Source organism: Cupriavidus sp. 05N39, assembly GCF_056397325.1.
The window spans coordinates 1-22,087 of the sequence record NZ_JBFTNE010000015.1; the positions used below are offsets into that span (position 1 = coordinate 1).

Sequence of the window (22,087 nt, forward strand, 5' to 3'; positions counted from 1 at the left end):
TGGCCTGCAGCTCCGCGGCCGCGAAGCGCTCGACGATGGTGCCGTGTTCCATCACATAAAAGCGATCGGCCAGCGGCGCGGCGAAGCGGAAGTTCTGCTCCACCATCACCACCGTGTAGCCCTTCTTCTTGAGCATCAGGATCATGCGCGCCAGCGCCTGCACGATCACCGGCGCCAGGCCCTCGGAGATCTCGTCGAGCAGCAGCAGGTTGGCCCCCGTGCGCAGGATACGGCCAACCGCCAGCATCTGCTGCTCGCCGCCAGACAGGCGCGTGCCCTGGCTCTGGCGGCGCTCCTTCAGGTTGGGGAACATGTCGTAGATCTCGGCCTCGCTCATGCCGGTGACCGCGCTGCCGCCCTGCCCTTTCAGCAGCGGCGGCAGCAGCAGGTTTTCCTCGCACGACAGGCTGGCGAARATGCCCCGCTCTTCCGGGCAGTAACCGATGCCGCAATGCGCGATCTTGTGCGTCGGCATGCCGATGGTCTCGGTGCCGTTGACGCGGATCGAACCCTTGCGCTGGCCGGTCAGGCCCATGATCGCGCGCAGCGTGGTGGTGCGCCCGGCCCCGTTGCGGCCCAGCAGCGTCACCACCTCGCCGGGATTCACGGTCAGGTCCACGCCATGCAGGATGTGCGATTCGCCGTACCAGGCGTGCAGGTCCTTGATTTCTAGTGCGGGCGTTGTGCTCATCCTGGCTCCTCAGTGCGCGCCCTGCAGTTCAGCGTCGACGGTGCCCATGTAGGCCTCCATCACGCGCGGGTCTTTCGATACTTCGGCGTACGGCCCTTCGGCCAGGATCGCGCCGCGCTGCAATACCGTGATCTTGTCGGCGATCGACGAGACCACGTTCATATTGTGTTCGACCATCAGGATGGTGCGCCCCACCGCCACCTTGCGGATCAGTTCGGTGACACGCGCCACGTCCTCATGGCCCATGCCCTGGGTGGGTTCGTCGAGCAGCATCAGCTCCGGCTCCATCGCCAGCGTGGTGGCGATCTCCAGCGCGCGCTTGCGGCCATACGGCAGGTTGACGGTCACGGTCTGCGCGACGTCGGTCAGGCCGACCTGATCGAGCARCTCCATGCCGCGCCCGTTGAGCGTGTCGAGCGTGTTCTCGCTGCGCCAGAAATGATAGGACGTGCCGAGCTGCCGCTGCAGGCCGATGCGCACGTTCTCCAGCACCGTCAGGTGCGGGAACACGGCCGAGATCTGGAACGAACGGATCACGCCGCGCCGGGCGATCTGCGCCGGTTTCTCGCGCGTGATGTCGATGCCGTTGAACAGGATCGTGCCGGTCGTCGGCTCTAGGAACTTGGTGAGCAGGTTGAAGCACGTGGTCTTGCCGGCGCCGTTGGGGCCGATCAAGGCATGGATGGACCCGCGGCTCACCCGCAGGTTGACGTCGCTCACCGCGGTAAACCCCTTGAACTCCTTGGTGAGGTTCCGCGTTTCCAGGATCGTGTCTTGCTGATTCATGGTCTCCTGCCCGCCCTCTTGCTGCGGCCCCGGCTTCTGGTCGGCACCGCCAAATGGTCAGAACTGTGGTGCCTGTCGCACCACCACGGCACGGGTCGCGCCAATCCAGTTGCGCTCCCCGTGGCTGCTGCGGCGTTGGCGCCGCTTGTCTTTTTCTACCCGCCGTGCCCCGCCCTCCCTGAACGCGCGACGCGCCCTGGGGAGGGCGCGCCAATGTGAGCGGTACTGCACGGCATCTCGGCGTCTATTGTGTGCGTCTGCTGCGTCGCAAAACATCCGGGTTTGCACTAATTATGAAACATGAACCAGATGTCAGGTTGGTGTCAGGTTCGCGTCAGTTTTGCGATGCCGGCGCATTCAGGCCTGGGTTGCGGCTCCCGCCTTGACGGCGAGCGAGGCTTCCGCCGGGGAAACAGCATCCCCCGCCACCTTGCCGGCCACGCCGCTCACGCGCAGGCGCCGGTCTTCGCGGATCATGTCGCTGGCGCGCTCCGCGATCATGATGGTGGGCGAGTTGGTATTGCCCGAGGTGATCAGCGGCATCACCGAGGCATCCACCACGCGCAGACCATCGATGCCGATCACGCGCAGGCGCTGGTCCACCACCGCCTGCGGATCGTCGGGACGCCCCATGCGGCAGGTGCCCACCGGATGGAAGATAGTGGTGCCGATTTCGCTCGCTGCCTGAGCGAGCTGCTCGTCGGTCTGCAGGGCCGCGCCGGGCAGCCATTCCAGCGGCTTGTAGGGTGCCAGCGCCGGCGATGCCACGATGCGCCGCGTCAACCGCAGCGAATCTGCCGCGACCTTGCGGTCCGCATCGGTGGACAGGTAATTGGGCGCGATCACCGGCGCATGGCGGAAGTCCGGATCGGCGATATGCACGCTGCCGCGCGAGGTCGGGCGCAGATTGCACACGCTGGCCGTGAAGGCATTGAAGCGATGGAGCGGATCGCCGAACTTGTCGAGCGATAGCGGCTGGACGTGGTACTCGAGATTGGGCCGCGCGTACGAAGCGTCCGAGCGCGCGAACGCGCCCAGTTGCGACGGCGCCATGCTCATCGGGCCGCTCTGGTTGACCGCGTACTGCAGGCCGATGCCGAGCTTGCCCCACCAACTGCCCGCGCGGGTATTGAGCGTGCGCACGCCTTCCACCTTCACCACGCTGCGCAGTTGCAGGTGGTCCTGCAGGTTCTCGCCCACGCCGGGCAGCGCATGGCGCACAGAGATGCCCAGCGCCCGCAGCCGCTCGGGCTGGCCGACGCCGGACAGCTCCAGCAGCTGCGGCGTATTGACCGCGCCCGCCGCCAGGATCACCTCCTCGCGCGCCGCCACCGTGAACGGCGTGCCGCCGCCGAGATAGGCCACGCCGCTGCAACGCCGTCCATCGAACGTCAGGGCGCTGACCTGCGCGCCGGTGACGATGGTCAGGTTGGGCCGTTCGGCCGCGCGGCGCAGGAAGGCCTTGGCGGTATTCCAGCGAATGCCGCGGCGCTGGTTGACCTCGAAGTAGCCCACGCCGAAGTTATCGCCGCGATTGAAATCGTCGGTGCGCGGGATGCCGGCCTGCTCGGCGGCCTCGATGAAGCGCTCAAGGATATCCCAGTGCAGACGCTGCCCTTCCACCCGCCATTCGCCGCCGGCGCCGTGGAATTCGTCGCCGCCGCGATGATGGTCCTCGCTGCGCTTGAACAGCGGCAGCACATTGTCCCAGCGCCAGCCGTCGTCGCCCGTCAGGCGTGCCCAGTCGTCATAGTCCTCGCGCTGCCCGCGCATATAGATCATGCCGTTGATCGACGACGAGCCGCCCAGCACGCGCCCGCGCGGATAGCCCAGCGTGCGGCCGTTCAGGCCAGCCTCCGCGGCGGTGCGGTACATCCAGTCGGTGCGGGGGTTGCCGATGCAATACAGGTAGCCCACCGGGATATGGATCCAGTGATAGTCGTCGCGCCCGCCGGCTTCGAGCAGCAACACGCTCACCTCGGGGTCCAGGGTCAGGCGGTTGGCCAGCACGCAGCCGGCCGAACCGGCGCCGACGATGATGTAGTCGTAAGTCTCCATGCTTTTTCTTGTCAGGCCTTGCGCCGCGTTTGAAAGGGTTGAAGATGGGCCCGCACGGGAACGCTCCGCCGGGCTTGCGAAACCATGCGGCCCTGCGCGGGCTGCGGAACTTGGGCCATGGCCGCGCGCAATGGTTCAGGAAGCCGCAGCCGGCAACGCATCATGCGCTCACGCAGCCTGCGGCTGCAAATGCTTGCGCAGCCAATCGGCGAGCGCGGCAAAAACCTCGCCGCGCAACGGCTGGGCCTCGTTGAAAATCTCGTGGTAAGCGCCATCGAACCAGCGCGCTTCGCACAGGTCGCGCGGCGCACTATCGCAGAAGCGGCGGCTACCGGCCGGGTCGACGATGCGATCGTCGCCCGCGACGAGCATCAGCGTGGGCGCTTCCAGCAAGATCGCATCGGCCTGCGCCTGCGCCATGCCGCGCAGGAACGTCTCGAGCACGCTGGCGCTGATGGTGCCCTGCACCAGCGGATCGGCGCGATACCGCGCCACCACCGCCGCATCGTGCGAGAGGTAGCGCGCGTCGATCGGGTTCGGCACGCGCAGGCGCGGCGCCAGCGCCAGCAATATGTGGTGCAGCGTCAGCATCGGTGCGGAGAGTTTCAATGCCAGCGCCGGCGACGACAGCACCAGCGCGCGCACGGGCCGCACCCGTGCCGTGGCAAAACGCGCCGCCACCAGGCCGCCCATGCTATGGCCCAGCAGGAATGGCAGTTCCTTCCACTGGCTCAAGGCCGCATCGTGGATTTCGGTGAGGTCGTCGACAAACACGTCCGGGTGCCCGGCCACCATGCGCGGACCGCCGCTGGCGCCATGGCCCCGCTGGTCGTAGGCGCGCACGCGCAGGCCCAGGCCGCACAACAGCTCGGCCACGTGCTGGTAGCGGCCGCAATGCTCGGCCAGGCCATGAACCAGCAAGAGCGAGCCAGTGGCCTCGGGAAAGGAGTCGGGATCGGGCTGCCAGGTACGCAGCAGCAGCTCCGTGCCGTCACGCATGCGCTGGCGGCTTTCAGAGGGAACGACAGGCCGCGCCGGTGCCGCGGCGCCGGAACCAGCGCCACCGGCCTCGCCGGCACCACCGCCAGCAATGCTCGCGGGAGCCCCGGCGGGAGCAGCGGTACTCGGTCGATCCATGCGATTGGTCTCCATATCTGTTCCGCTACGGTGGTGCTGGTACGGCGCTACGGTTCCACTGGCCGGCGCCGCGCGGCTAGGTGGCCGCCGTGCCGTCCCCTTCACGGGCATGGCGATGGCAATCAGGCATTGCCACGCCGCCAGCCTCGTCCAGGCCGGCCCGCGCCATATCCGCCAGGATCGGGCAATCGGGCCGCGCGTCGCCGCTGCAGGCCTCGGCCAGCTGGCGCAGCGTGTCGCGCATGGCGGCCAGCTCGGCGATGCGCTGCTCTAGCTCCGCCACGTGACGCAAGGTAAGCGCCTTGACATCGGCGCTGGCCCGCGCGCGGTCATGCCACAACGACAGCAGGCCGCGTATCTCGTCCAGCGAGAACCCGAGATTACGGGCACGCCGCACGAAGCGCAAGGTGTGCACCGCGCGCTCGTCGTAGCGCCGGTAGCCGCCCTCGCTGCGCGGCGGCGCCGCCAGCAAGCCGATGGCTTCGTAGTGCCGGATCATCTTGGCGGAGACGCCGGAAGCTTGTGCCGCTTCACCGATATTCATGCTCTGTCTCCCGCCGGCTTCCAGCGCCGCAACAACAGTGCATTGCCGACCACGCTCACGCTGGAGAATGCCATGGCCGCGCCGGCCACCACCGGGTTCAGCAAGCCGGCTGCCGCCAGGGGGATACCGATCACATTGTAGAAGAAGGCCCAGAACAGGTTCTCGCGAATCTTGCGCACAGTGCGGCGCGAGATCGCCAGCGCATCGGCCACCAGCGCCGGATCCCCGCGCATCAGCGTGATGCCGGCGGCATGCATGGCCACGTCGGTGCCGGTGGACATGGCAATCCCGACATCGGCAGCGGCCAGCGCCGGCGCATCGTTGAKSCCGTCGCCSACCATCGCCACCACGGTGCCACCCGCCTTGAGTCCGATGACGCGCTCCGCCTTGTCGGCCGGCAGCACTTCCGCCTGCACCTCGTCCAGCCCGAGCGTCTCGGCCACGCGTGCCGCGGCTCCCCTGTTGTCGCCGGACAGCATCACGGTACGCACGCCAGCGGCACGCAGCCGGTCGATCGCGCGGCGCGCGCCGGGCTTGATGGCGTCGCCAAAAGCGACCAGGCCCAGCACGCGCGGCAGTCCTTGCGCAGGCGACGCATCCTGCGCGCCCGTCTCGATCAGCCAGGACACCGTGCGCCCCTGGTCCTGCAGTGCTTGCGCCTGTGCGCCGAGCGTACCCGGTGCTGCGCCCAGCGAAGCACGCAGGCGCTCGCTGCCGAGCTGCAGCGCCACGCCGTCCACCTTGCCGGCCAGGCCCATGCCCGGCAGCGCGCGCACATCGGTAGCCGTCGGCGCCTCGATGCCGCGCGCACGGGCCGCCGCCAGCACGGCATGCGCGAGCGGATGCTCGCTGCCGGCCTGCAGCGCGGCCAGGCGTGCCAGCAAGCGTTGCGCTTCGTCCGCGCCGGCGCCTTCGGGCACCGCCAGCGCCACCACTTCCGGCTTGCCCACCGTGAGCGTGCCGGTCTTGTCGAAAGCCACCACCTTGACCCGGTGCGCCACTTCCAGTGCCTCGGCGTCCTTGATCAGGATGCCGGCGCGCGCGCCCGCGCCGGTGCCCGCCATGATCGCCGTCGGCGTCGCCAGGCCGAGCGCGCACGGGCAGGCGATCACCAGCACAGCCACCGCGTTGAGCAAGGCCGCTTCCCAGTTGCCGCCGAGCACGCCCCAGCCCAGCAGCGTGACCATGGCGATACCCAGCACTACCGGCACGAACACCGAGCTGACGCGGTCGACCATGCGCTGGATCGGCGCCTTGGCCGCCTGCGCGTGCTCGACCATGCGGATAATGCGGGCCAGCACCGTTTCAGCGCCCACCGCCACGGTGCGCGCAACCAGACGGCCTTCGTAATTGATGGCACCGCCGGTCAGCAGCGTGCCAGGCTCCTTGGGCACCGGCAGGCTCTCGCCGGTCAGCATCGATTCGTCGGCATGACTGCTGCCCTCGATCACTTGAGCGTCGACGGGCACGCGTGCGCCCGGCAGCACCACGATCTCGTCGCCCACCCGTACCAAGCCCAGTGGCACCGTGACTTCGCCGCCATCGCGACGCACGATCGCGCTATCGGGGCGCAGCGCGGCAAGCGCGCGGATGGCGTCGGCGGTCTGGCGCTTGGCGCGCGTCTCCAGCCACTTGCCCAGCCGCAYCAGCGTGATGACCACCGCCGCGCTTTCGAAGTAGAGGTGCGGCATGCCGTCCGCGCCGCGCCACATCAGCCACAGGGACAAGCCATAGGCCGCCGAAGTGCCGAGCGCGACCAGCAGGTCCATATTGCCGGCGCCCGCGCGCACCGCCTTCCAGCCCGCCTTATAGAAACGCCAGCCGAAGACGAACTGCACGGGCGTGGCCAGCAACCATTGCACCCAGGCCGGCAGCATCCAGTGCACGCCGAACCATTGCGCCACCATCGGCGCCACCAGCGGCAGCGACAGCGCCGCCGAGATCGCCACCGGCCACGGCCCGGACCAGAAGCCCTCGCCTGCCGCGCCCGCGGGCAATTCGCCGCCCACCGGCACGGCGCCATAGCCGGCGCGCGCGACCGCCGCGGCCAGCGCATCGGCGTCCACGGCACCGCGCAGCACCGTGACCTCGGCCTGCTCCGTGGCCAGGTTGACCTGCGCATCCACCACGCCCGGCACCGCTTTCAAGGCACGCTCGACGCGGGCCACGCAGGACGCGCACGTCATGTCGCTGATGGACAAGGCAATGGCCTGGTGCGGTACCTCGTAGCCGGCAGCCTTCACCGCCTCGGCCGCGGCGGGCAACACCGCCGCGCTATCGGCTTGCAGCGTGGCCTCTTCGGTGGCGAGGTTAACGGCGACCTGCCGCACGCCAGGCACTTTGCCCAGCGCGGTTTCGACACGCCGCACGCATGAGGCGCACGTCATGCCGCCGATCGGCAGGCGCCATTCGGAAGCCGGCGCGCTCGCCGCTGCGCCGGGTACGGGAAGAACTTGGGAATTGGCGGGCATGGCCTGAAGGAAAGAGATCCTCAATGATGACCAACACATGATGGACCTTACCATGCTGGGAAGGTCAAGGGCGAAGACAAGCCACTCTTCAATCACCCGCGCAAGCGGACCTTGCTTCGAAAAGGCCTTGCGCTTGCCACCGTGGGAAGGTGCAAACTTCAGGGGTAGATGCAGTCCGGCCCGGTCAGCGCAGCGGTGGGTACGCTTTTTCCGGGGCCGCCGGACGCTTTCATTGAATCCTTTCCTACAGGAGATTCCAGATGATCCAGTTCCAGGTTGAAGGCATGTCGTGCGGCCACTGCGTGGGCGCCATCACCCGCGCCGTACAGGCGCTCGATCCGGCCGCGAAGGTGTCGGCCGACATTCCCGCGCAGGCGGTTATGGTCGAAGCCACGGCAAGCAGCCAGGCGCTGCGCGAGGCGATTGAAGCGGCCGGCTATCCCGTCAAAGCCAGCGCATAAGCTGGCACCGCGGGCATGGCCCGCGGCTGCCCGGAAAACAAAACGGGCGCCTCGCGAGAGGCGCCCGTTTGCTTTCTGGCGATACGGCAGCTTAGAAGCGGTAGCCGACGTTCAGGAAGGTCACTACCGGATCGATCTTGATCTTGGTGTGCGACACCACGGTGGCATTGCCCGCCGGACCGGCGTTCTGCGTAGTCAGCGTAGCGGTGCTGGACAGCGGCAGGTAGGAAACCGACAGGCCGACAAACCAGTTGTCGGTCACGGCATAGTTGGCGCCGATATTGAAGACCGGGTTCCACGAGCTCTTGGCGCTGGCCGACATCGTGGCTTTCGGACCGAACTCGGACTTCACAAACGTCTGGTTACTGATGGTCTCATCGGTGAACCACGTGTAGTTCACGCCGATGCCCACATAGGGGCGGAACTTGGACTTCGCTTCCAGGAAGTGGTACTTCACCAGCAGCGCCGGGCTCCATTGCTTCACATTGCCCAGCGTGCCGTACTTGGAAAACGACCCCGAGCCCTGCACATCGTGCTTCGGCGGGATGCCGGCCACGAATTCACCCGAGATATTGTCCGTAAAGTAGTGGGTAAACGCGATGCCAAGCGTATCCGCGGACTTGATCTTGGCGCTGGTACCGGTCTCGGTCAGGCCAACGGGAGCACCGTTGATGCTATCGACCACCAGCGGGTCGGCGGAGCTGGTCGGCATCACGCGGAACCAGCCCAGGCTGACGATGTTGCTGCCGGCGCTTTGCGCTTGCGCGGCACCGGCGATTAGCATGGCTACGCTGGCCAGCAGGATCTTCTTATGGGACATGCCTCTTACTCCTAGTTAATTCTCTACCCGAGGCACGCATTATCCTGCTTGGTATGACCCGTCTGTTTCAAGCGCTTAACACATTTGTAGAAGGCTCACCCTAAAGTGCGGGTTAACCATTAAAAAAGCGACAAATCACGGCGAAATCGCGTTCAAAACTGTAACGAATATGCGACGCCCGCCGGCCGAAAATCCTACTGCGCGGTATAGGCCTACTTTGGACAAGGGAATTCCCATAGTCCACCGGCCGGCGAGGCTCCCGAAGCACAGTACGAAGGTGTCAGGCCGCCGGGTTGCCCGCCTCGGGTCCGGCGCTGGCCAGCACACAGGCGGCCAGGTCCCACAAGGCATAGCCGACACTTTTGAATACCAGCGGGCTGCCCCTGCGCGCGCGCAGTTCGTCGGCGGCGAGGATGGCTTGCTCGAAGGGCTGCACGGTGGCCCAGTCGATGCCCGCCTGCAGCAGGTCGCCCGCCTCCTCCTCGATGCCGAACGATGTGTCGGCCAGCAGCCGGCCATGCGCCGAAGCCGCCTGGCACAAAGCCGGTGGCAGCTCGCACATCTCCGGGCGGAAAGCGCCGACCGCGGCAATGAAATGCTCGTCGCGCCACAAGCCGCTATCCAGGTCCGGCAGCACCGGGGTCAGGCTGGACGTCACGGTCACCACCATCGACACGCGCGGCAGCACGGCGCTCACGTCCGCCACCGTCTGCGCCTCGACACCGAGCGTGCGCGCGTGCGCGGCGAGGGCTTCGGCCTTGGCGGCCGTGCGCGAATGCAACCACACGCGACGCGGCGTCAGCCCGGCCACAAAGGCTTCCAGATGCGTCTGGGCCTGCACGCCGGCACCAATGATCAACAGTTCGCCGCCGGGCTCCGGGGCGAAGGTCTGCGCCGCCAGCAGCGACACGGCGGCGGTACGCCGGCCGGTCACGGTGGGACCGTCCAGCAGCGCCAGCCGGCGCCCGGTATGGGCGTCGGCCACCACCACTTCACCGAGGATATTGGGCAGGCCGCGCCGCGGATTGCCGGGGTGCACGGTGATGTTCTTGGTCATCACCAGTTCTCGGTTACGCGCCGGCATCACCAGCAGCGTGCCTTCGCCACCGGCCGCATCGCCCACCGGCAAGGCAATGCGTGGCGGCGCCATGGCCGTGCCGGCGCGCAGTTCGGCCAGCATGCCGGCAATGGCGCGGGCCAGCGCGGGATACGGCAGGCGGGCCGCGGTCTGGGCGGCGTCGAGCAGGGCAAGGGACATGGCGGATAACTCTGGAGGCGGTTCGCGATGCTGGATTATCGGCGAACTCGCCACCTGGGTAACGCGTACCCGCTACTGCGATGCGGTCTACGTACATCACCCGTATTAATATCATTGATTAAATTAGATGCCACGTGATTGATATCACGAATAAAAATTCCATCATCATGGGCACCGTCAACTTGCTCATGCCCATGCAGCCAGGGCCGAGGGGAACCCCCGCGGACCATGGCGGGCCCCAGCCAAGCACAACTTCACGATCAAGCCTGACCCTCCCGCCAGGACAGGAAGTCGACCAGCACCCGAAGCTTCGGCAGCATGTGCCGGCTCGATGGCCACAGCATCCAGAACGTACCCTGGACCACGTTGTATTCGTCCAGCGTGGTTTCCAGGCGCTTGTCGCGCAGCGCGTCTTGCGCGACAAAATCCGGCACATAGCAAATGCCCAGGCCGTCGATTGCGGCAGCCAGTACGGCTTCGATATTGTTCAACGCGAAGGCGGCCGGCAACCGTAATGCCTCAGCACCGGCATCCTCCACCAGCACCCAGTCCTGGAGTTTCCCGCTGGAGGGAAACCGGTAGCGCAGGCATGCGTGCTGCTCCAGGTCCTTCGGCAGCCGCGGCATGCCGCGACTCGCAAAATACCCGGGCGAAGCACAAACCACAAAACGGAATGGACGCAGGCGTCTGGCCATCAGTTGGGAATCCGACAGTTCGCCGCTGCGGATCACCATGTCGAAGCCCTCTTCGACCACATTGACCATGCGGTCGCTGAAGTCCAGGTCGAACTCGATCTCCGGATAAGCCGCGCAGAACGCGGCCAGGTCCGGCAGCAGCAGGCGATAGCCGATCGCCGGGACGCTGATGCGCAACCGGCCGCGCGGCGCCTCCTTCAGCCGCGTCAACTCGAGTTCGGCTTCATCGATTTCGCCGAGGATGCGCCGGCAGCGCTCGAAGAAGAGCTCGCCCTCCTCCGTCAGCCTGATCTGGCGCGTGCTGCGGTGAAACAGGCGAATGCCGACCCGGGATTCGAGCCGCATCACGCTCTTGCCGATGGCGGATGACGATACGCCGAGCAGCCGCCCTGCGGCGACGAAACTGCGCGACTCCGCTGCGCGCACGAAGGCATACAAACCGCTGAGACTATCCATACCGGGCCATTAGAGAATTTTTGTCCGTTATTAGCGGAAATCACGGTGCTTTAAGCAACATTAAAGCGATCCTATCATCAGTGCACTTTCGCGGAGTGGCGCTGTCGGCTATCGAACGTGCCCGCTCCCCTCGCCTCCCGACACGGACTTCCGATGAGCACACCTGCACAGCCCGCCGTGCGCAAGACCGCGCAAAAACTGTTGATCCTGGGCGCTGTCTGCCTTGCGGCACTGGCCATGCCGCTGAGCTTCACCGGGCCCGCCGTGGCGTTGCCGGCGATTGCCGATGACCTTGGCGGCAGCCCCATCGCGCTGAGCTGGGTCACCAACGCCTTTATGCTGAGTTTTGGGAGTTGCCTGATGGCCGCCGGCGCACTGGCGGACCGCTTTGGACGCAAGCGCATCTTCATCGCAGGCATCGCCGGCTTCGGACTCGCCTCCCTGGCCCTGAGCGCGGCACCCGACACCACCTGGCTCGCCTTCCTGCGCGCAGCGCAGGGGGTAGCCGGCGCCGCGGCATTGTCCGGCGGTGTGGCAGCACTGGCGCAAGAGTTCGAGGGCCAGGCCGCTACCCGCGCCTTCAGCTTGCTGGGCACCACCTTCGGCGTCGGACTGGCGTTCGGCCCCGTACTAGCCGGATTCCTGATCCAGCACCATGGCTGGCGCTCAGTGTTTCTCAGCGCAACCGCGATCGCCGCATGCGCGCTGGTGTCGGGCGCCCGCTGCATGCGCGAGTCGCGCGACCCCGCCGCCACCGGGCTCGACTGGCCGGGTGCGGCCACCTTCACGGGCGCGCTGGCCTTGTTCACCTATGCCGTATTGAGCGCACCGGAGAACGGCTGGAGCAGCCCGCCGGTGGTCATCCAGCTGACGGGCGCGGTGGTACTGCTGGCGGCGTTCATCGTCATCGAACGGAGCGTGCGCGCACCCATGCTGGACCTGTCGCTGTTTCGCTATCCGCGCTTTGTCGGCGTGCAATTCCTCGCCGCCGCGCCAGCGTATTCCTACGTGGTGCTGCAAGTGCTGCTCCCCATCCGCCTGATCGGCATCGAGGGCTACAGCGCGATGGAAGCGGGCCGCATGATGATTGCCCTCTCCGCCCCCATGCTGGTGGTGCCGCTGCTGGCTGGCCAGCTGACGCGCTGGCTCGCGGCGGGATTCATCTCAGGCCTGGGCTTGCTGGTCTGCACCGGCGGCTTGCTGTGGCTGGCGCAATGCGCGCCCGGCCAGCCAGGCGCGGCGCTGGTGCTGCCCATGCTGACCATTGGGCTTGGCATCAGCCTGCCCTGGGGTTTGATGGATGGCCTGGCCGTGAGCGTGGTGCCCAGGGAGCGCGCCGGCATGGCCACAGGCATCTTCAACACGACGCGGGTCGCCGGGGAAGGCATTGCGCTGGCCATCGTCGGCGCCACGCTCGCGGGGCTCGCCGAGTCCAGGCTGCATGGCCTGCCCATCGCCGGGCCTGCCACAGCACTGCCGGAAGCCGCCCACCGGCTCGCCATGGGCGACCTGCCGCGCGCCATGTCCCTGCTGCCCCAAGCCGGCCAGCACGCGCTGGTGCAAGGCTACGGCGACGCATTCCACCTGCTGCTGTATATCCTCGCGGCAATCACCGTGGTGTCGGCGGCGCTGGTGTTCGGCTTCCTGAGTCATTCACGCTTGCCGCATCGCTCCGGATCCGCGCCGGAGCCGGCATAGTCAGCGGCGCCTTCGCCACCGCGCCGCGCACCTCGATGCCGATCTGGTCCACCACCTTGCCGGCGGCATCCAGCAGTTCCACCTGGTGCCGGCCCGGCCAGGGCAGCCAGGCCAGTTGCCCTCCACGCCCCAGCGGCTTGCCGTCCATGCGCCAGCTGACGCGCTGCGCGGTCTGCCCGCTGACCCCTTCGGCGTGGAACCACACACGCTGCGCCGTCGGCGGGATATCGGGATCAAGCGCGAACACGGTGCCGTCGGCGGGACTTGCAATGGCGGCTGCGCGATCCTGGCTGCCGCCCTGCTTGTCCGTACGCGCGGCGCCGCGCGCGCTATCCGCGCTGGCCAGGTTGACCATGCGCAATGCCGTACCGGCCAGGAAGACTTCGTCGCGCGCGGGTTCGAGATCATCGGCAAAGCGCAGCGGTACACGTTCCACGCCCGCGGGCATGACCGGCGCCACGCTCGGCACCGAGCGGTGCAACGCGTCCATGATTTCGTGCCACACCGGCGCCGCGCCGGACACGCCCGACACCTCGTGCATGCTCGCGCCGCTGGCATTGCCCACCCACACCCCCACGGTGTAGCGCTGCGACCAGCCCACGCACCAGTTGTCGCGCATGTCCTTCGACGTACCCGTCTTGACCGCGGTCCAGAAGCGCGTGGTGAGCGGGCTGTCGAGACCGAACGTGCGCGCCCGCGCGTGGCGGTCCGACAGCACGTCCGCCACCAGGTAGCTGGCAGCCGGCGACATCACGGCGCGCGCCGCCCCGGGCGCCGCATCGGTGCGCCATCGCGCGGGGGCGTAGCGCCCGCCGTTGGCGAATGCGCGATACGCATTGGTGAGCGCGGCCAGCGGTACGTCGGCGCTGCCCAGCGCCAGGCTGTAGCCATAGTAGTCGCCAGCCTGAGCAAGCGGCAACCCGAGCGCCGTCAGGCGCTGGTGGAATCGATGCGGCGTCACCATCACCAGCGTGCGCACCGCGGGGACGTTGAGCGAGGAAGCCAGCGCCGCGCGCATGCTGACCCAACCCGCATACTGGCGGTCATAGTTCTGCGGCACATAGAGCCCGCCGCCCCCGCCGGTAGGCAGGTTGACCGGCCGGTCGTCGAGCAGGGATGCCGTGGTCAGCCGCCGCGCCTCGAGCGCCTGCTCGTACAGAAAAGGCTTGAGCGTGGAGCCGGCCTGGCGCGGCGCCGCCGCGTGGTCGACCTGCGCGGCCGCCGACAGGACGCCTGACGAACCGACGTAGGCGAGCACGTCGCCGCTGGCATTGTCGATCACCACCACCGCGCCATCTTCCACGTTGCGTCCGGCGAGTTCGCGCAGATGACGGTCCAGGCTGCGCGAAGCGGCACGCTGCAAGCCGGCATCGAGGGTGGATGTGATGGTGGGCGGTACGGTGCCCGCGGCACGCGCTTGCGCGACCAGCAGGCGCGCCAGATGCGGTGCGAGATCCGGCGCCAGGGCCGACGCCTGTGCGGAGGATGCAGATGCGCTGCCCGCACCGCCGCCACTGCGCAGCAACGCCAGTTGCGCAAAGCCGTCCAGCCCGTCGCACGCCTTGGGCAACTGCTGTTCGCGCAGGATGCCGCAGGCGCGCTGCGCCACCTGTGGCGCGCGTGCATTGGGCGCGCGCACCAGCGCCACCGCGAGCGCCGCCTCGCGTGCGTCGAGCCCGCTGGGATACTTGCCGAACAGCGCCTGCGACAGCGCGGACAATCCCACCAGCTCGCCGCGGAACGGCACCAGGTTGAGATAGGCCTCGAGTATCTGGTCCTTGCTCCAGCTGCGCTCCAGCGCCGCGGCGCGCACGGCCTGCGCCATCTTCTGGCTCACGCTGCGCCCGCCCTCGGCACGCCGCAGGTCTTCGTCGAGCAGGCCCGCGAGCTGCATGGTCAGGGTGGACGCGCCGCGCGTGCGCGTGTTCCACAGATTGGCCCACGCGGCGGCGGCCACACCCTGCCAGTCGACACCGCTATGCGCATAGAAGCGCCGGTCCTCGGACAGCACGATGGCGGTGCGCACCGCTGGCGAAATCTCCGCCAGCGTGACCCAGTCGCCGCGCCGCGCCCGGAAGTCGTCGCGCACGCGCGACAAAGGCTCGCCGTGGCGGTCGAGCACCACTACGTCGGCGCTGCGCCAGCTTGCGCGAACGCTATCGAAGGTGGGTAGTGCATGCGCCTGCGCGCTCGCCACGCAGGCAGCGAGGAGGACGGCGCGCACGGCGTACCGGCTTGCGTTCATTCGCTTCGCCTGGCTACCACGCCGGCCACCAGCAACACCTGCGCGACCGCGTAAGTCCACCAGATGCCAAGCGCGAAGGTATCGAACGGCACCAGGAAACGCGCGCTGCCGAGCAAACCGTCGGACACGGCGAAGAACACCGCGCCGATAGCCGCCAGCGCCGTCGGCAGCTTCGCCACCAGCGCGGCGCAAACCATCGACGCCAGCGCCACCACATAAACCGAGACCGGCACCACCAGCGTGCCCAGGTTGGGCCAAAAGCGCCCGAGCATGACGCCGGCCGCGCCCAGCACCATGCCGCAGGCGAGCAGGCGATGCGCCCGCCAGTCGCCCGCCATCGGCAAGAACAAGCCAAGGTAAGCGAAGTGCGCGATCAGGAAGGCCCCCAACCCGCCGATAAAGGAGAACGACAGCCACGGCATCGCCAGCAGGAAGTCTCCGATCGCCGAGAACAGCAGCGCCGCCATCAGCCAGCGCCGCTCGCGGCGCGGCGGGTGGAAATGCGCCGCGCGCACCAGCAGCAGCGCCATCGCCGTCTTCCATACCGGCTGGAAGGCAATCTGCCCATTCAACGGCGCACCGGGCGGCGAATCCATCGCCACAGTGACCAGCAGGCCGCCGTAGACCAGCCCGGCCATCGTGCCTGCCAGCCACCATTCGCGCACCCGCGCGGGCATCATCATCGCAAGCCAGCTCAAGGGCGTGCTCCTACGGTCAGTCTGGCATTGGGTTGCGCGCCGAACACATCGGGCGCGTACATCGCCTCCACCCGCGTGGGCGGCAACGCGAACTCGCCGGCGTTGTTCAGCCGCACGGTGTATTCCACCGTGGCGCTGCCGCGCGGCATGTAGGCGTAGTACTCGCGGAAGGCCTGCGGCGTGCGCTCGGTGAATGCGGGCCATGCCCCCTTGCGCCGCTCGCCGCGCGAGGCGATCTCCGAATCGCGCCCGAGGCCGCTGCCGAGGATGGTGGCGCCGGCAGGCACCGGATCGCTCACCACCACCCAGGTCATATCGGCCTGAGCGTCGATCTGGAGCTTCACCCGATAGCTGTCACCGCGCGACCATTTGCCCGCCACCGCCTGATCCACCGGCGTCACGCTGCGCGTAATGCGGTAGCCCGCCGACAGCGGCGAGGCCAGCGGTACCGCCGCCAGCGCGCGCACCGTGGCCCAGGGCTTCCCCGCGCCTTCCTGGCCGGCGCGCAAGTTGGCGGCAACCCCCGCGCGCGGCCACGGCAGGCTGACGCTGCCTCCGGCCACGCCATCGACCTTCGCGGCGCGCACCCAGTCGAAGCTGCGCGTGGCCTCGGGCACGCCCTCCAGCGTCACGCGCGTCGCGCCCGCCACCGGCGTCTTCTCGAAGGCTTGCGCAAAGCGCGTGATCGCCAGCGCGCCCCACGCGTTGGCCGTGGTGGTGCCCCAGGCGCCGCGCATCTGGCGGCCGAGCAGGCCGGTTGCGAGTTGCGCGCTTTCCGACTTCCAGCCGGGCAGGTCGAGCGACAGCGACAGCAGGCGCGCCGCATTGAAATCGCCGCCGCTCATCAGCCACCACCAGTTGTCGTCGCGCTCGGTGGAGAACGCCAGCCGCGTGCCTTGCACTGTCAGCCGCGAACGCAGGATCTGCTGCGCTTGCGCCAGCCGCTCGTCGCGCTGCGGGATATCCTGCACGCGCGACAGCACGGCGATCCAGTCGAGCAACGCCGAGGTCGGCCACTGCGCGGGCAGGATCTGGATCGACCCGAGCATGCGTGCCTGCGCGTGCCCGTTGCGCGACAGCGCCTCGAGCGCGGCCAGCTTGCGCACTTCCAGGTCCTGCGTGGGCGCCCAGCGTTCGCGCTTGATGCGGCCCTCGACGAAGGCGGCCAGCCCGCGTTCCATGCGCTCGCGCGTCTCGTCGGGCAGGCGCAGCGGCAGGCCCGCGCGCACGGCTTCGTCGGACACGGCCAGCAGGTATGCGGTCAGCACTTCGCTGCCGGCATTCCCCTCGTTTTGCAGCGGAAAATACGCGGCCAGCCCGTCGTCGTCGAGATAGCCCGGCAACTGCGCCGTCAGCGCGTTCCACTGCACCGCATCGCCCAGCCCGACCGCGCGCGAGGCGCGCTGCTCCAGGCACGAGAACGGATAATTGCGGAACCAGTCGCGCACGCCCGGCATGCCGCCCGCCAACGAAGCTTGCAGGTTCACCTGCAGGCCACCGCGAGGCTGGCCCGTGGCGTCCGCGAGCGCGCCCTGCGGCGCACGCACCGGCACCGACAGATCCGGCGCCAGTTGCGCCAGCGTGGCTTGCTGCACGGTAAGTGGAACCGCGGGCACCAGCTGCTGCGAGAGCTTCACGCGGTCGCTGGCGCCGGCGGCCTTGCCGGTCTCGGTGGCTTCCACCTCCCACTGCACCGTGCCCTCCTGCACCAGCGATCCCGCTGCCAACAGCGGCGCGCTGACGTCCCAGCCGGTCTCGCGCGATTCGCCGGCGGGAATCTCCACGGTCTGCGCCGGCAGCGCCTGAGACTGTCCGGACTGCCCCGGCGGACTGACGCGCGCCACGGCCTGCACCGTCATAGCGCGCTGCGTCGTGTTGCGCAAGGTGAACATCGCGCGGTAACGATCCTCCTCGCGCACCAGCGGCGGCAGGCCCGAAATCAGTTGCAGATCCTGCGTGGCGGCGATGCTGGCACTGCCGCTGCCAAAGCGGCTCACGCCCAGGTCCGCCACGGCGACGATGCGGAAGCGCGTGAGCGAATCGTTAAGCGGCACCGTCAGCGTGGCCCGCCCATCGCCGTCGAGCTGCACGCGCGGGTTCCACAGCAGCAAGGTATCGAACAGCTCACGCGTGGGGCTCTTGCCGCCGCCGCCGCCGACCGGCACCGCCTTGCGTCCGTAGTGGCGCCGGCCGATGATTTCCATCTGCGCGGTAGCGGTCTCCACGCCGTAGCTGCGCCGCCGCAGCATGGCGTCGAGCAGGTTCCAGCTTGTGTTCGGCATCAGCTCCAGCAGCGCTTCATCGACAGCGGCCAGCGCGATTTCGCCATTGGCCGCGGGCTTGCCGTCGGGCAGCTTCACCTGCACCGCCACCTGCGCCTTGCCGCGCACCGGATAACTGGTCTTGTCCGGCGTCACCTTCACATCAAGCCTGTAGCCTTCGTTGCCCACGCGGACCTCCGCCAGCCCGAGGCGGAACGCCGGCTTGGACAGATCGACCAGCGCGGTGGGCGCGGCATACTCGCGGCCCTCGCTGCGGAACGCCTGCCACCACTCGCCCGGCTGGCGCCAGCCCCACGTGAAGAAGGAATACCAGGGCACCTCGCGCAAGCGTCCGCGCAGCGCCAGTACCGACACATACACATTGGGCCCCCACTCCGGCCTGATCTTGACCCGCACGGTGGGATCGCGTCCGTTGAGCTCCACCACGCTGGTTTCCAGCACGCCCTCGCGCTCCACCGCCACCAGCGCGGTGGCGTGGCGGAACGGCATGCGCACCTGGAACACCGCGGTCTCGCCCGGCGCGTACGCCTTCTTCTCGGGCAGCAGATCGATGCGGTCGTTGTTCTCGCCGCCGAACCACAGTTCGCCCTGCCGCGTCACCCACACCGAGGTAGCCGCCTGCGATACGCGCCCCGCGTTATCCCTGGCCTGCGCGATCAGCTCCACCTGTCCGGCCTCGGGCAACGAAACCTCGCATTGCATGCGGCCTTGCGCGTCGGTCCTGCCCTCGCACACGCTGCCGAGATCCTTGCTCTCGTTGCGATTGTCGTAGCGATAGAAACCGCCCACCACGCGCTTGCGCACAGACGTGGTGATGCGCAGTTGCGCGCGCAGGGCGATCGGCACGTTGGCCTGCGGCCGCCCTTGCGGATCGAGCGCCACGGCATGTACGAGGAGTTTCTGCCTGACCGAAACCCAGCTCTCCGTGCGGATCCCCGCCACCACGCCAGCCGGCCACAGCGGCACGGTTTGCCGTAGCGTCTGAATCTCGCCGTTGGGGTCGGCAAAGCCCGATTCCACCACCAGGTCCTTGGGCGCATCCAGCCTGGGCATGTTCTTGAGGTTCAGCGTGCCGCTGCCATTCTTGTCCAGCTTGAGCGGCAGCTTGTCGGCAACCAGCTTCTGCGCCTCTTCGCGCTGCGCGGCACCGTCCTCGCTTTCGTCCTCGTCGCCGCCGCTGTCCTTGCGCGGTTTGCGCGGCGCATCGAATGCGTAACCGTCGTAGTCGGCAAAGCGCACGTACTTGTCGCGCAGCAGTGCCGACACCTGTACCGGCAGGCCCGCCGCGCCGCCGCCCGATACGTAGTGCACTTCCAGGTTGAGCGGCACCTCAGGCGGCGCCACCAGCGCCCCGCCGCTGCCCGCCTTGAGCGTCCCCGCCAGCACCGGCAGGCGGAACGCCTCGACACGGAAGCTGCCGCTGTCCAGCACGCGATCCTTCGCATCGCTGAACGATACCGAGTAGATACCCAGCTTGGCCGCCTGCGGAATCGCGAAGGTGTTCTCGGCGCTGCGCCCGCCGGTGGCTGTGGTGCGCCACTGCACCGGCTGCTCGTAGGTCTGGCCGCTGCCTTCGTGAAGGATGACCATCTTCTCCGGCAAGGGATCGCCTGCCGGCGGCAGCGCGAAACCATTCGCGGTCTCGGTGCGGATCACGTGCTTCATCGACACCGTTTCGCCAGCACGCAGCAAGGTGCGATCGAAGATCGTATGGGCGCGCACATCCGGCACCACGCTGGTGTCGGTGGGCACGTTGAAACGCCAGCTCTCGATGCCCTGGTTCCAGCCGGACATCACGAAGGCCATGTCGGCTTGGCCGCGCGCCTGCGGATGGTCCGCGGCAATGCGGGCGGAGACGAAATAGCCTGATAGCCCGGTGTCGTCGCAACTGCGTTCGCGCACGTCGTCCACGCCGTTGAAACTGGCCAGCCCGGCGACATCGGTGCGGCCCGATGCCAGCAGCTTGCCGCTGCAATCGCGCAGCGCCACGGCGGCATTGGCCACCGGCTTGCCGTCGTCGAGCGTGGTGACCCAGGCCAGCGCGGTCATCTTGCCGGGGCCGCGCGCGAGCTTGAAATGCACGCCAAGGTTAGTCACCAGCGCGGCGGTGCGCACGTACATCGGCGCCGGCTTGCCGAGCAGTGCCTCGCCGAGCATCGGCGAAGCGATTTCCACCACATGAAAACCGGCTTCGGGCAAGGGAATGCCCACCACCTCGAACGGCCGCGGCGCCTTGCCGCCCGGCTCCGACAATTGCGGAATGGCAAGCTTGCGCGCGCCGGCCGCGCCATCGAGCAGCGAGATCGAACGGGTCTCGATGGAAGGCGCATTGCGCGGGTTGTTGACGGCGGACGGCGACCGGCCCGCGAGAATGGCATCGAGTTCGCTCCGGGTCCAGCTGCTCTCGTGCAGCCGGCGCACCAGCCCGTACCAGCGCAGCACGGCGCCGTCGTCATCCACCTTGAGGCGRCGCACGGTGCCGGCTTGCGCGCGCACGCCCAGCGCGGGCAGGTCGGCTTCGACATTGCGCAGCGTCACCGGCAACAGCGCCGGGAAGTCGGCCGGCGACTTGCCCTTGGGCAGCTCGCCAAAACGCTCAAGCACGCCGAACGGCGCGGCCGGGAACTTGGCCAGCGGCGGCATCGCGGCCGTGCTCACCTTGAGGGGGAACAGGTCGGCATTGGACAGCACGCGGCCGCTGTCGTCCTTCAGGCCGGAAGGTACCGACAGCGTGAACTCGGTCTTCTCGGCAAAGGGCGGCGTGAAGGTGACGCTGCTGACGGGCGCGTCGCGCGCCGCGCCCGGCTCGAATTGCGGAGCCCGCGGACCTTTCGGCGTATTGAGCAGGATATGCTCGGCATCCTTGCGCGAGATCGGTGCCGAGAACGACAGCGAGATCGGGCGCAACGGCGTGCAAGGCGACTGCGCGCGTTCGCGTTCGCAAGTAAAGCTGGCGGTGAAAGGCTCGCGCACGGTGTAGTCGAAGCGCCGTTCGTCGCGCGTGGCCAGGCCCGACGGCGTGGCAATGCCGCCGCCCAGCACAAGTTGCATGCGCGCGCCGGACGGCAGGCGTTGCTGGCAGGCCAGCAGGTGCACGGTGTCGGCCTCGCCGGCTTTCAGCTTCCAGTGCAGCGCGGCCAGCACGGCCTCGCGTTCCTTGCCGCCCAGCAGCCGCACCGGAATGCGCTCGCCCAGGCCCTGAGCCTGGCACCATGCGGCGCTGCGCACCGAGTCGGCGGTGGCCGGCCCGTTGAAGCGCAACGCGAATACCTGGTCTTCCTCGATCTGGCCGCCACCTGGCCGCGCCGTCACCACGGTCGGGCCGCCGGTCTCGAAGCGGTACTCCGGCTTGCCGGCGTAGGCCTTGCCTGCCTCGCTCTTCAGGCCCGCGACAATGCGCACCGCGCATTTGACGCCGGGCGGCAGGTCGCGCGCAAAATCGAACACCCAGTTCTTCGCGTCGATCCAGCGCGCCTGTCCGGCGATTGCGCTGCCGCTGCAGGACACCACCGCGGGCGGGCTTGCCTGTGCGTCGCCCAGCGGCACCATCGCTTCGTCGAACCGGATCGCCACCTGCCGCACGCGCGAGACCTCGCCCTCCGGCGAGAAGCGCGCAATCTGCGCGGCCTGGCCCGAACCTGGCATCGTCGCCAACACAACCTGCAGGCAAGCCGCTGCGGTCCACCCGGCCCACCAGTACTCACCACGTTTCGCACGCTTGTCCATCCGAGCGACGATCTGCGTCATCCTGACCCTCCCGTTTACGGCACCCGGCGAGGGTGACATG

The 22,087-nt window shown here is 68.3% G+C and carries 14 protein-coding genes; 2 read left to right on the top strand and 12 right to left on the bottom strand.

Annotation, left to right across the window (positions count from 1 at the left end; genetic code table 11):
• From AC1DN0_RS09780 to AC1DN0_RS09805, 6 genes are all read right to left on the bottom strand, one after another.
• On the bottom strand, positions 1 to 691 hold a 691-nt coding region (locus AC1DN0_RS09780; protein ID WP_477104806.1), incomplete at its 3' end, for an ABC transporter ATP-binding protein.
• Positions 692 to 700: 9 nt separating this feature from the next.
• Entirely contained in the window at positions 701 to 1,477 is a 777-nt protein-coding gene (locus tag AC1DN0_RS09785; RefSeq protein ID WP_477142923.1) for an ABC transporter ATP-binding protein, read from the bottom strand.
• 357 nt (positions 1,478 to 1,834) lie between these two features.
• On the bottom strand, positions 1,835 to 3,535 hold the full coding sequence (locus AC1DN0_RS09790) for a GMC family oxidoreductase (RefSeq protein ID WP_441632507.1): 1,701 nt from the start codon (positions 3,533 to 3,535) through the stop codon (positions 1,835 to 1,837).
• Positions 3,536 to 3,703: 168 nt separating this feature from the next.
• Positions 3,704 to 4,672 carry an alpha/beta hydrolase gene (locus AC1DN0_RS09795; RefSeq protein WP_441632509.1) on the bottom strand — a complete coding sequence of 323 codons (969 nt, stop codon included), beginning with the start codon at positions 4,670 to 4,672 and terminating at the stop codon, positions 3,704 to 3,706.
• A gap of 76 nt (positions 4,673 to 4,748) precedes the next feature.
• Positions 4,749 to 5,216, bottom strand: coding sequence for a Cu(I)-responsive transcriptional regulator (gene cueR, locus AC1DN0_RS09800; protein ID WP_441632511.1), 468 nt, complete (start codon positions 5,214 to 5,216; stop codon positions 4,749 to 4,751).
• A complete protein-coding gene (locus AC1DN0_RS09805) occupies positions 5,213 to 7,687 on the bottom strand; it encodes a heavy metal translocating P-type ATPase (protein WP_477145684.1) in 2,475 nt (824 codons plus the stop codon). Before AC1DN0_RS09805 ends, cueR begins: the two co-directional genes overlap by 4 nt.
• Positions 7,688 to 7,947: 260 nt before the next feature.
• On the opposite strand from AC1DN0_RS09805, the gene AC1DN0_RS09810 reads away from it, so the two are divergent.
• Positions 7,948 to 8,148 (top strand): heavy-metal-associated domain-containing protein, encoded by a 201-nt coding sequence (locus AC1DN0_RS09810; RefSeq protein WP_035865681.1) that lies wholly within the window; start codon positions 7,948 to 7,950, stop codon positions 8,146 to 8,148.
• Between the two features lie 91 nt (positions 8,149 to 8,239).
• Here AC1DN0_RS09810 and AC1DN0_RS09815 read toward each other — a convergent pair whose 3' ends face one another.
• The 3 genes from AC1DN0_RS09815 to AC1DN0_RS09825 all read right to left on the bottom strand — a co-directional run bounded on the left by AC1DN0_RS09815 (position 8,240) and on the right by AC1DN0_RS09825 (position 11,377).
• Positions 8,240 to 8,968, bottom strand: a complete 729-nt coding sequence (locus AC1DN0_RS09815) for an OmpW/AlkL family protein (RefSeq protein WP_045241997.1) — start codon at positions 8,966 to 8,968, stop codon at positions 8,240 to 8,242.
• 280 nt (positions 8,969 to 9,248) lie between these two features.
• Entirely contained in the window at positions 9,249 to 10,226 is a 978-nt protein-coding gene (locus tag AC1DN0_RS09820; RefSeq protein ID WP_441632516.1) for a delta(1)-pyrroline-2-carboxylate reductase family protein, read from the bottom strand.
• 260 nt (positions 10,227 to 10,486) lie between these two features.
• Positions 10,487 to 11,377, bottom strand: a complete 891-nt coding sequence (locus AC1DN0_RS09825; RefSeq protein ID WP_441632518.1) for a LysR family transcriptional regulator — start codon at positions 11,375 to 11,377, stop codon at positions 10,487 to 10,489.
• A gap of 153 nt (positions 11,378 to 11,530) precedes the next feature.
• Between AC1DN0_RS09825 and AC1DN0_RS09830 the strand changes: the two genes are divergently transcribed.
• On the top strand, positions 11,531 to 13,075 hold the full coding sequence (locus tag AC1DN0_RS09830) for an MFS transporter (protein ID WP_477103005.1): 1,545 nt from the start codon (positions 11,531 to 11,533) through the stop codon (positions 13,073 to 13,075).
• On the opposite strand, the gene pbpC is transcribed toward AC1DN0_RS09830, so the two are convergent.
• Genes pbpC through AC1DN0_RS09845 form a run of 3 tightly spaced genes read right to left on the bottom strand, consistent with a single transcriptional unit; the run spans position 12,987 to position 22,047 of the window.
• Positions 12,987 to 15,320: a penicillin-binding protein 1C gene (gene pbpC / locus AC1DN0_RS09835; protein ID WP_441632522.1), complete on the bottom strand. Its 2,334-nt coding sequence runs from the start codon at positions 15,318 to 15,320 to the stop codon at positions 12,987 to 12,989. The two genes, AC1DN0_RS09830 and pbpC, sit on opposite strands and share 89 nt — an antisense overlap.
• A complete protein-coding gene (locus tag AC1DN0_RS09840; protein WP_441632524.1) occupies positions 15,317 to 16,018 on the bottom strand; it encodes a lysoplasmalogenase in 702 nt (233 codons plus the stop codon). The genes pbpC and AC1DN0_RS09840 overlap by 4 nt, the downstream gene beginning before the upstream one ends.
• Positions 16,015 to 22,047: an alpha-2-macroglobulin family protein gene (locus AC1DN0_RS09845; RefSeq protein ID WP_441632526.1), complete on the bottom strand. Its 6,033-nt coding sequence runs from the start codon at positions 22,045 to 22,047 to the stop codon at positions 16,015 to 16,017. The genes AC1DN0_RS09840 and AC1DN0_RS09845 overlap by 4 nt, the downstream gene beginning before the upstream one ends.
• Between the last annotated feature and the right edge of the window lie 40 nt (positions 22,048 to 22,087).

What these genes read in the sequence shown, in the direction of transcription:
- AC1DN0_RS09790 (WP_441632507.1), bottom strand. Translation starts at nt 3,535, where the DNA reads ATGGAGACTTACGACTACATCATCGTCGGCGCCGGTTCGGCCGGCTGC.
- AC1DN0_RS09795 (WP_441632509.1), bottom strand. Translation starts at nt 4,672, where the DNA reads ATGGATCGACCGAGTACCGCTGCTCCCGCCGGGGCTCCCGCGAGCATT.
- cueR (WP_441632511.1), bottom strand. Translation starts at nt 5,216, where the DNA reads ATGAATATCGGTGAAGCGGCACAAGCTTCCGGCGTCTCCGCCAAGATG.
- AC1DN0_RS09810 (WP_035865681.1), top strand. Translation starts at nt 7,948, where the DNA reads ATGATCCAGTTCCAGGTTGAAGGCATGTCGTGCGGCCACTGCGTGGGC.
- AC1DN0_RS09815 (WP_045241997.1), bottom strand. Translation starts at nt 8,968, where the DNA reads ATGTCCCATAAGAAGATCCTGCTGGCCAGCGTAGCCATGCTAATCGCC.
- AC1DN0_RS09820 (WP_441632516.1), bottom strand. Translation starts at nt 10,226, where the DNA reads ATGTCCCTTGCCCTGCTCGACGCCGCCCAGACCGCGGCCCGCCTGCCG.
- AC1DN0_RS09825 (WP_441632518.1), bottom strand. Translation starts at nt 11,377, where the DNA reads ATGGATAGTCTCAGCGGTTTGTATGCCTTCGTGCGCGCAGCGGAGTCG.
- AC1DN0_RS09830 (WP_477103005.1), top strand. Translation starts at nt 11,531, where the DNA reads ATGAGCACACCTGCACAGCCCGCCGTGCGCAAGACCGCGCAAAAACTG.
- pbpC (WP_441632522.1), bottom strand. Translation starts at nt 15,320, where the DNA reads ATGAACGCAAGCCGGTACGCCGTGCGCGCCGTCCTCCTCGCTGCCTGC.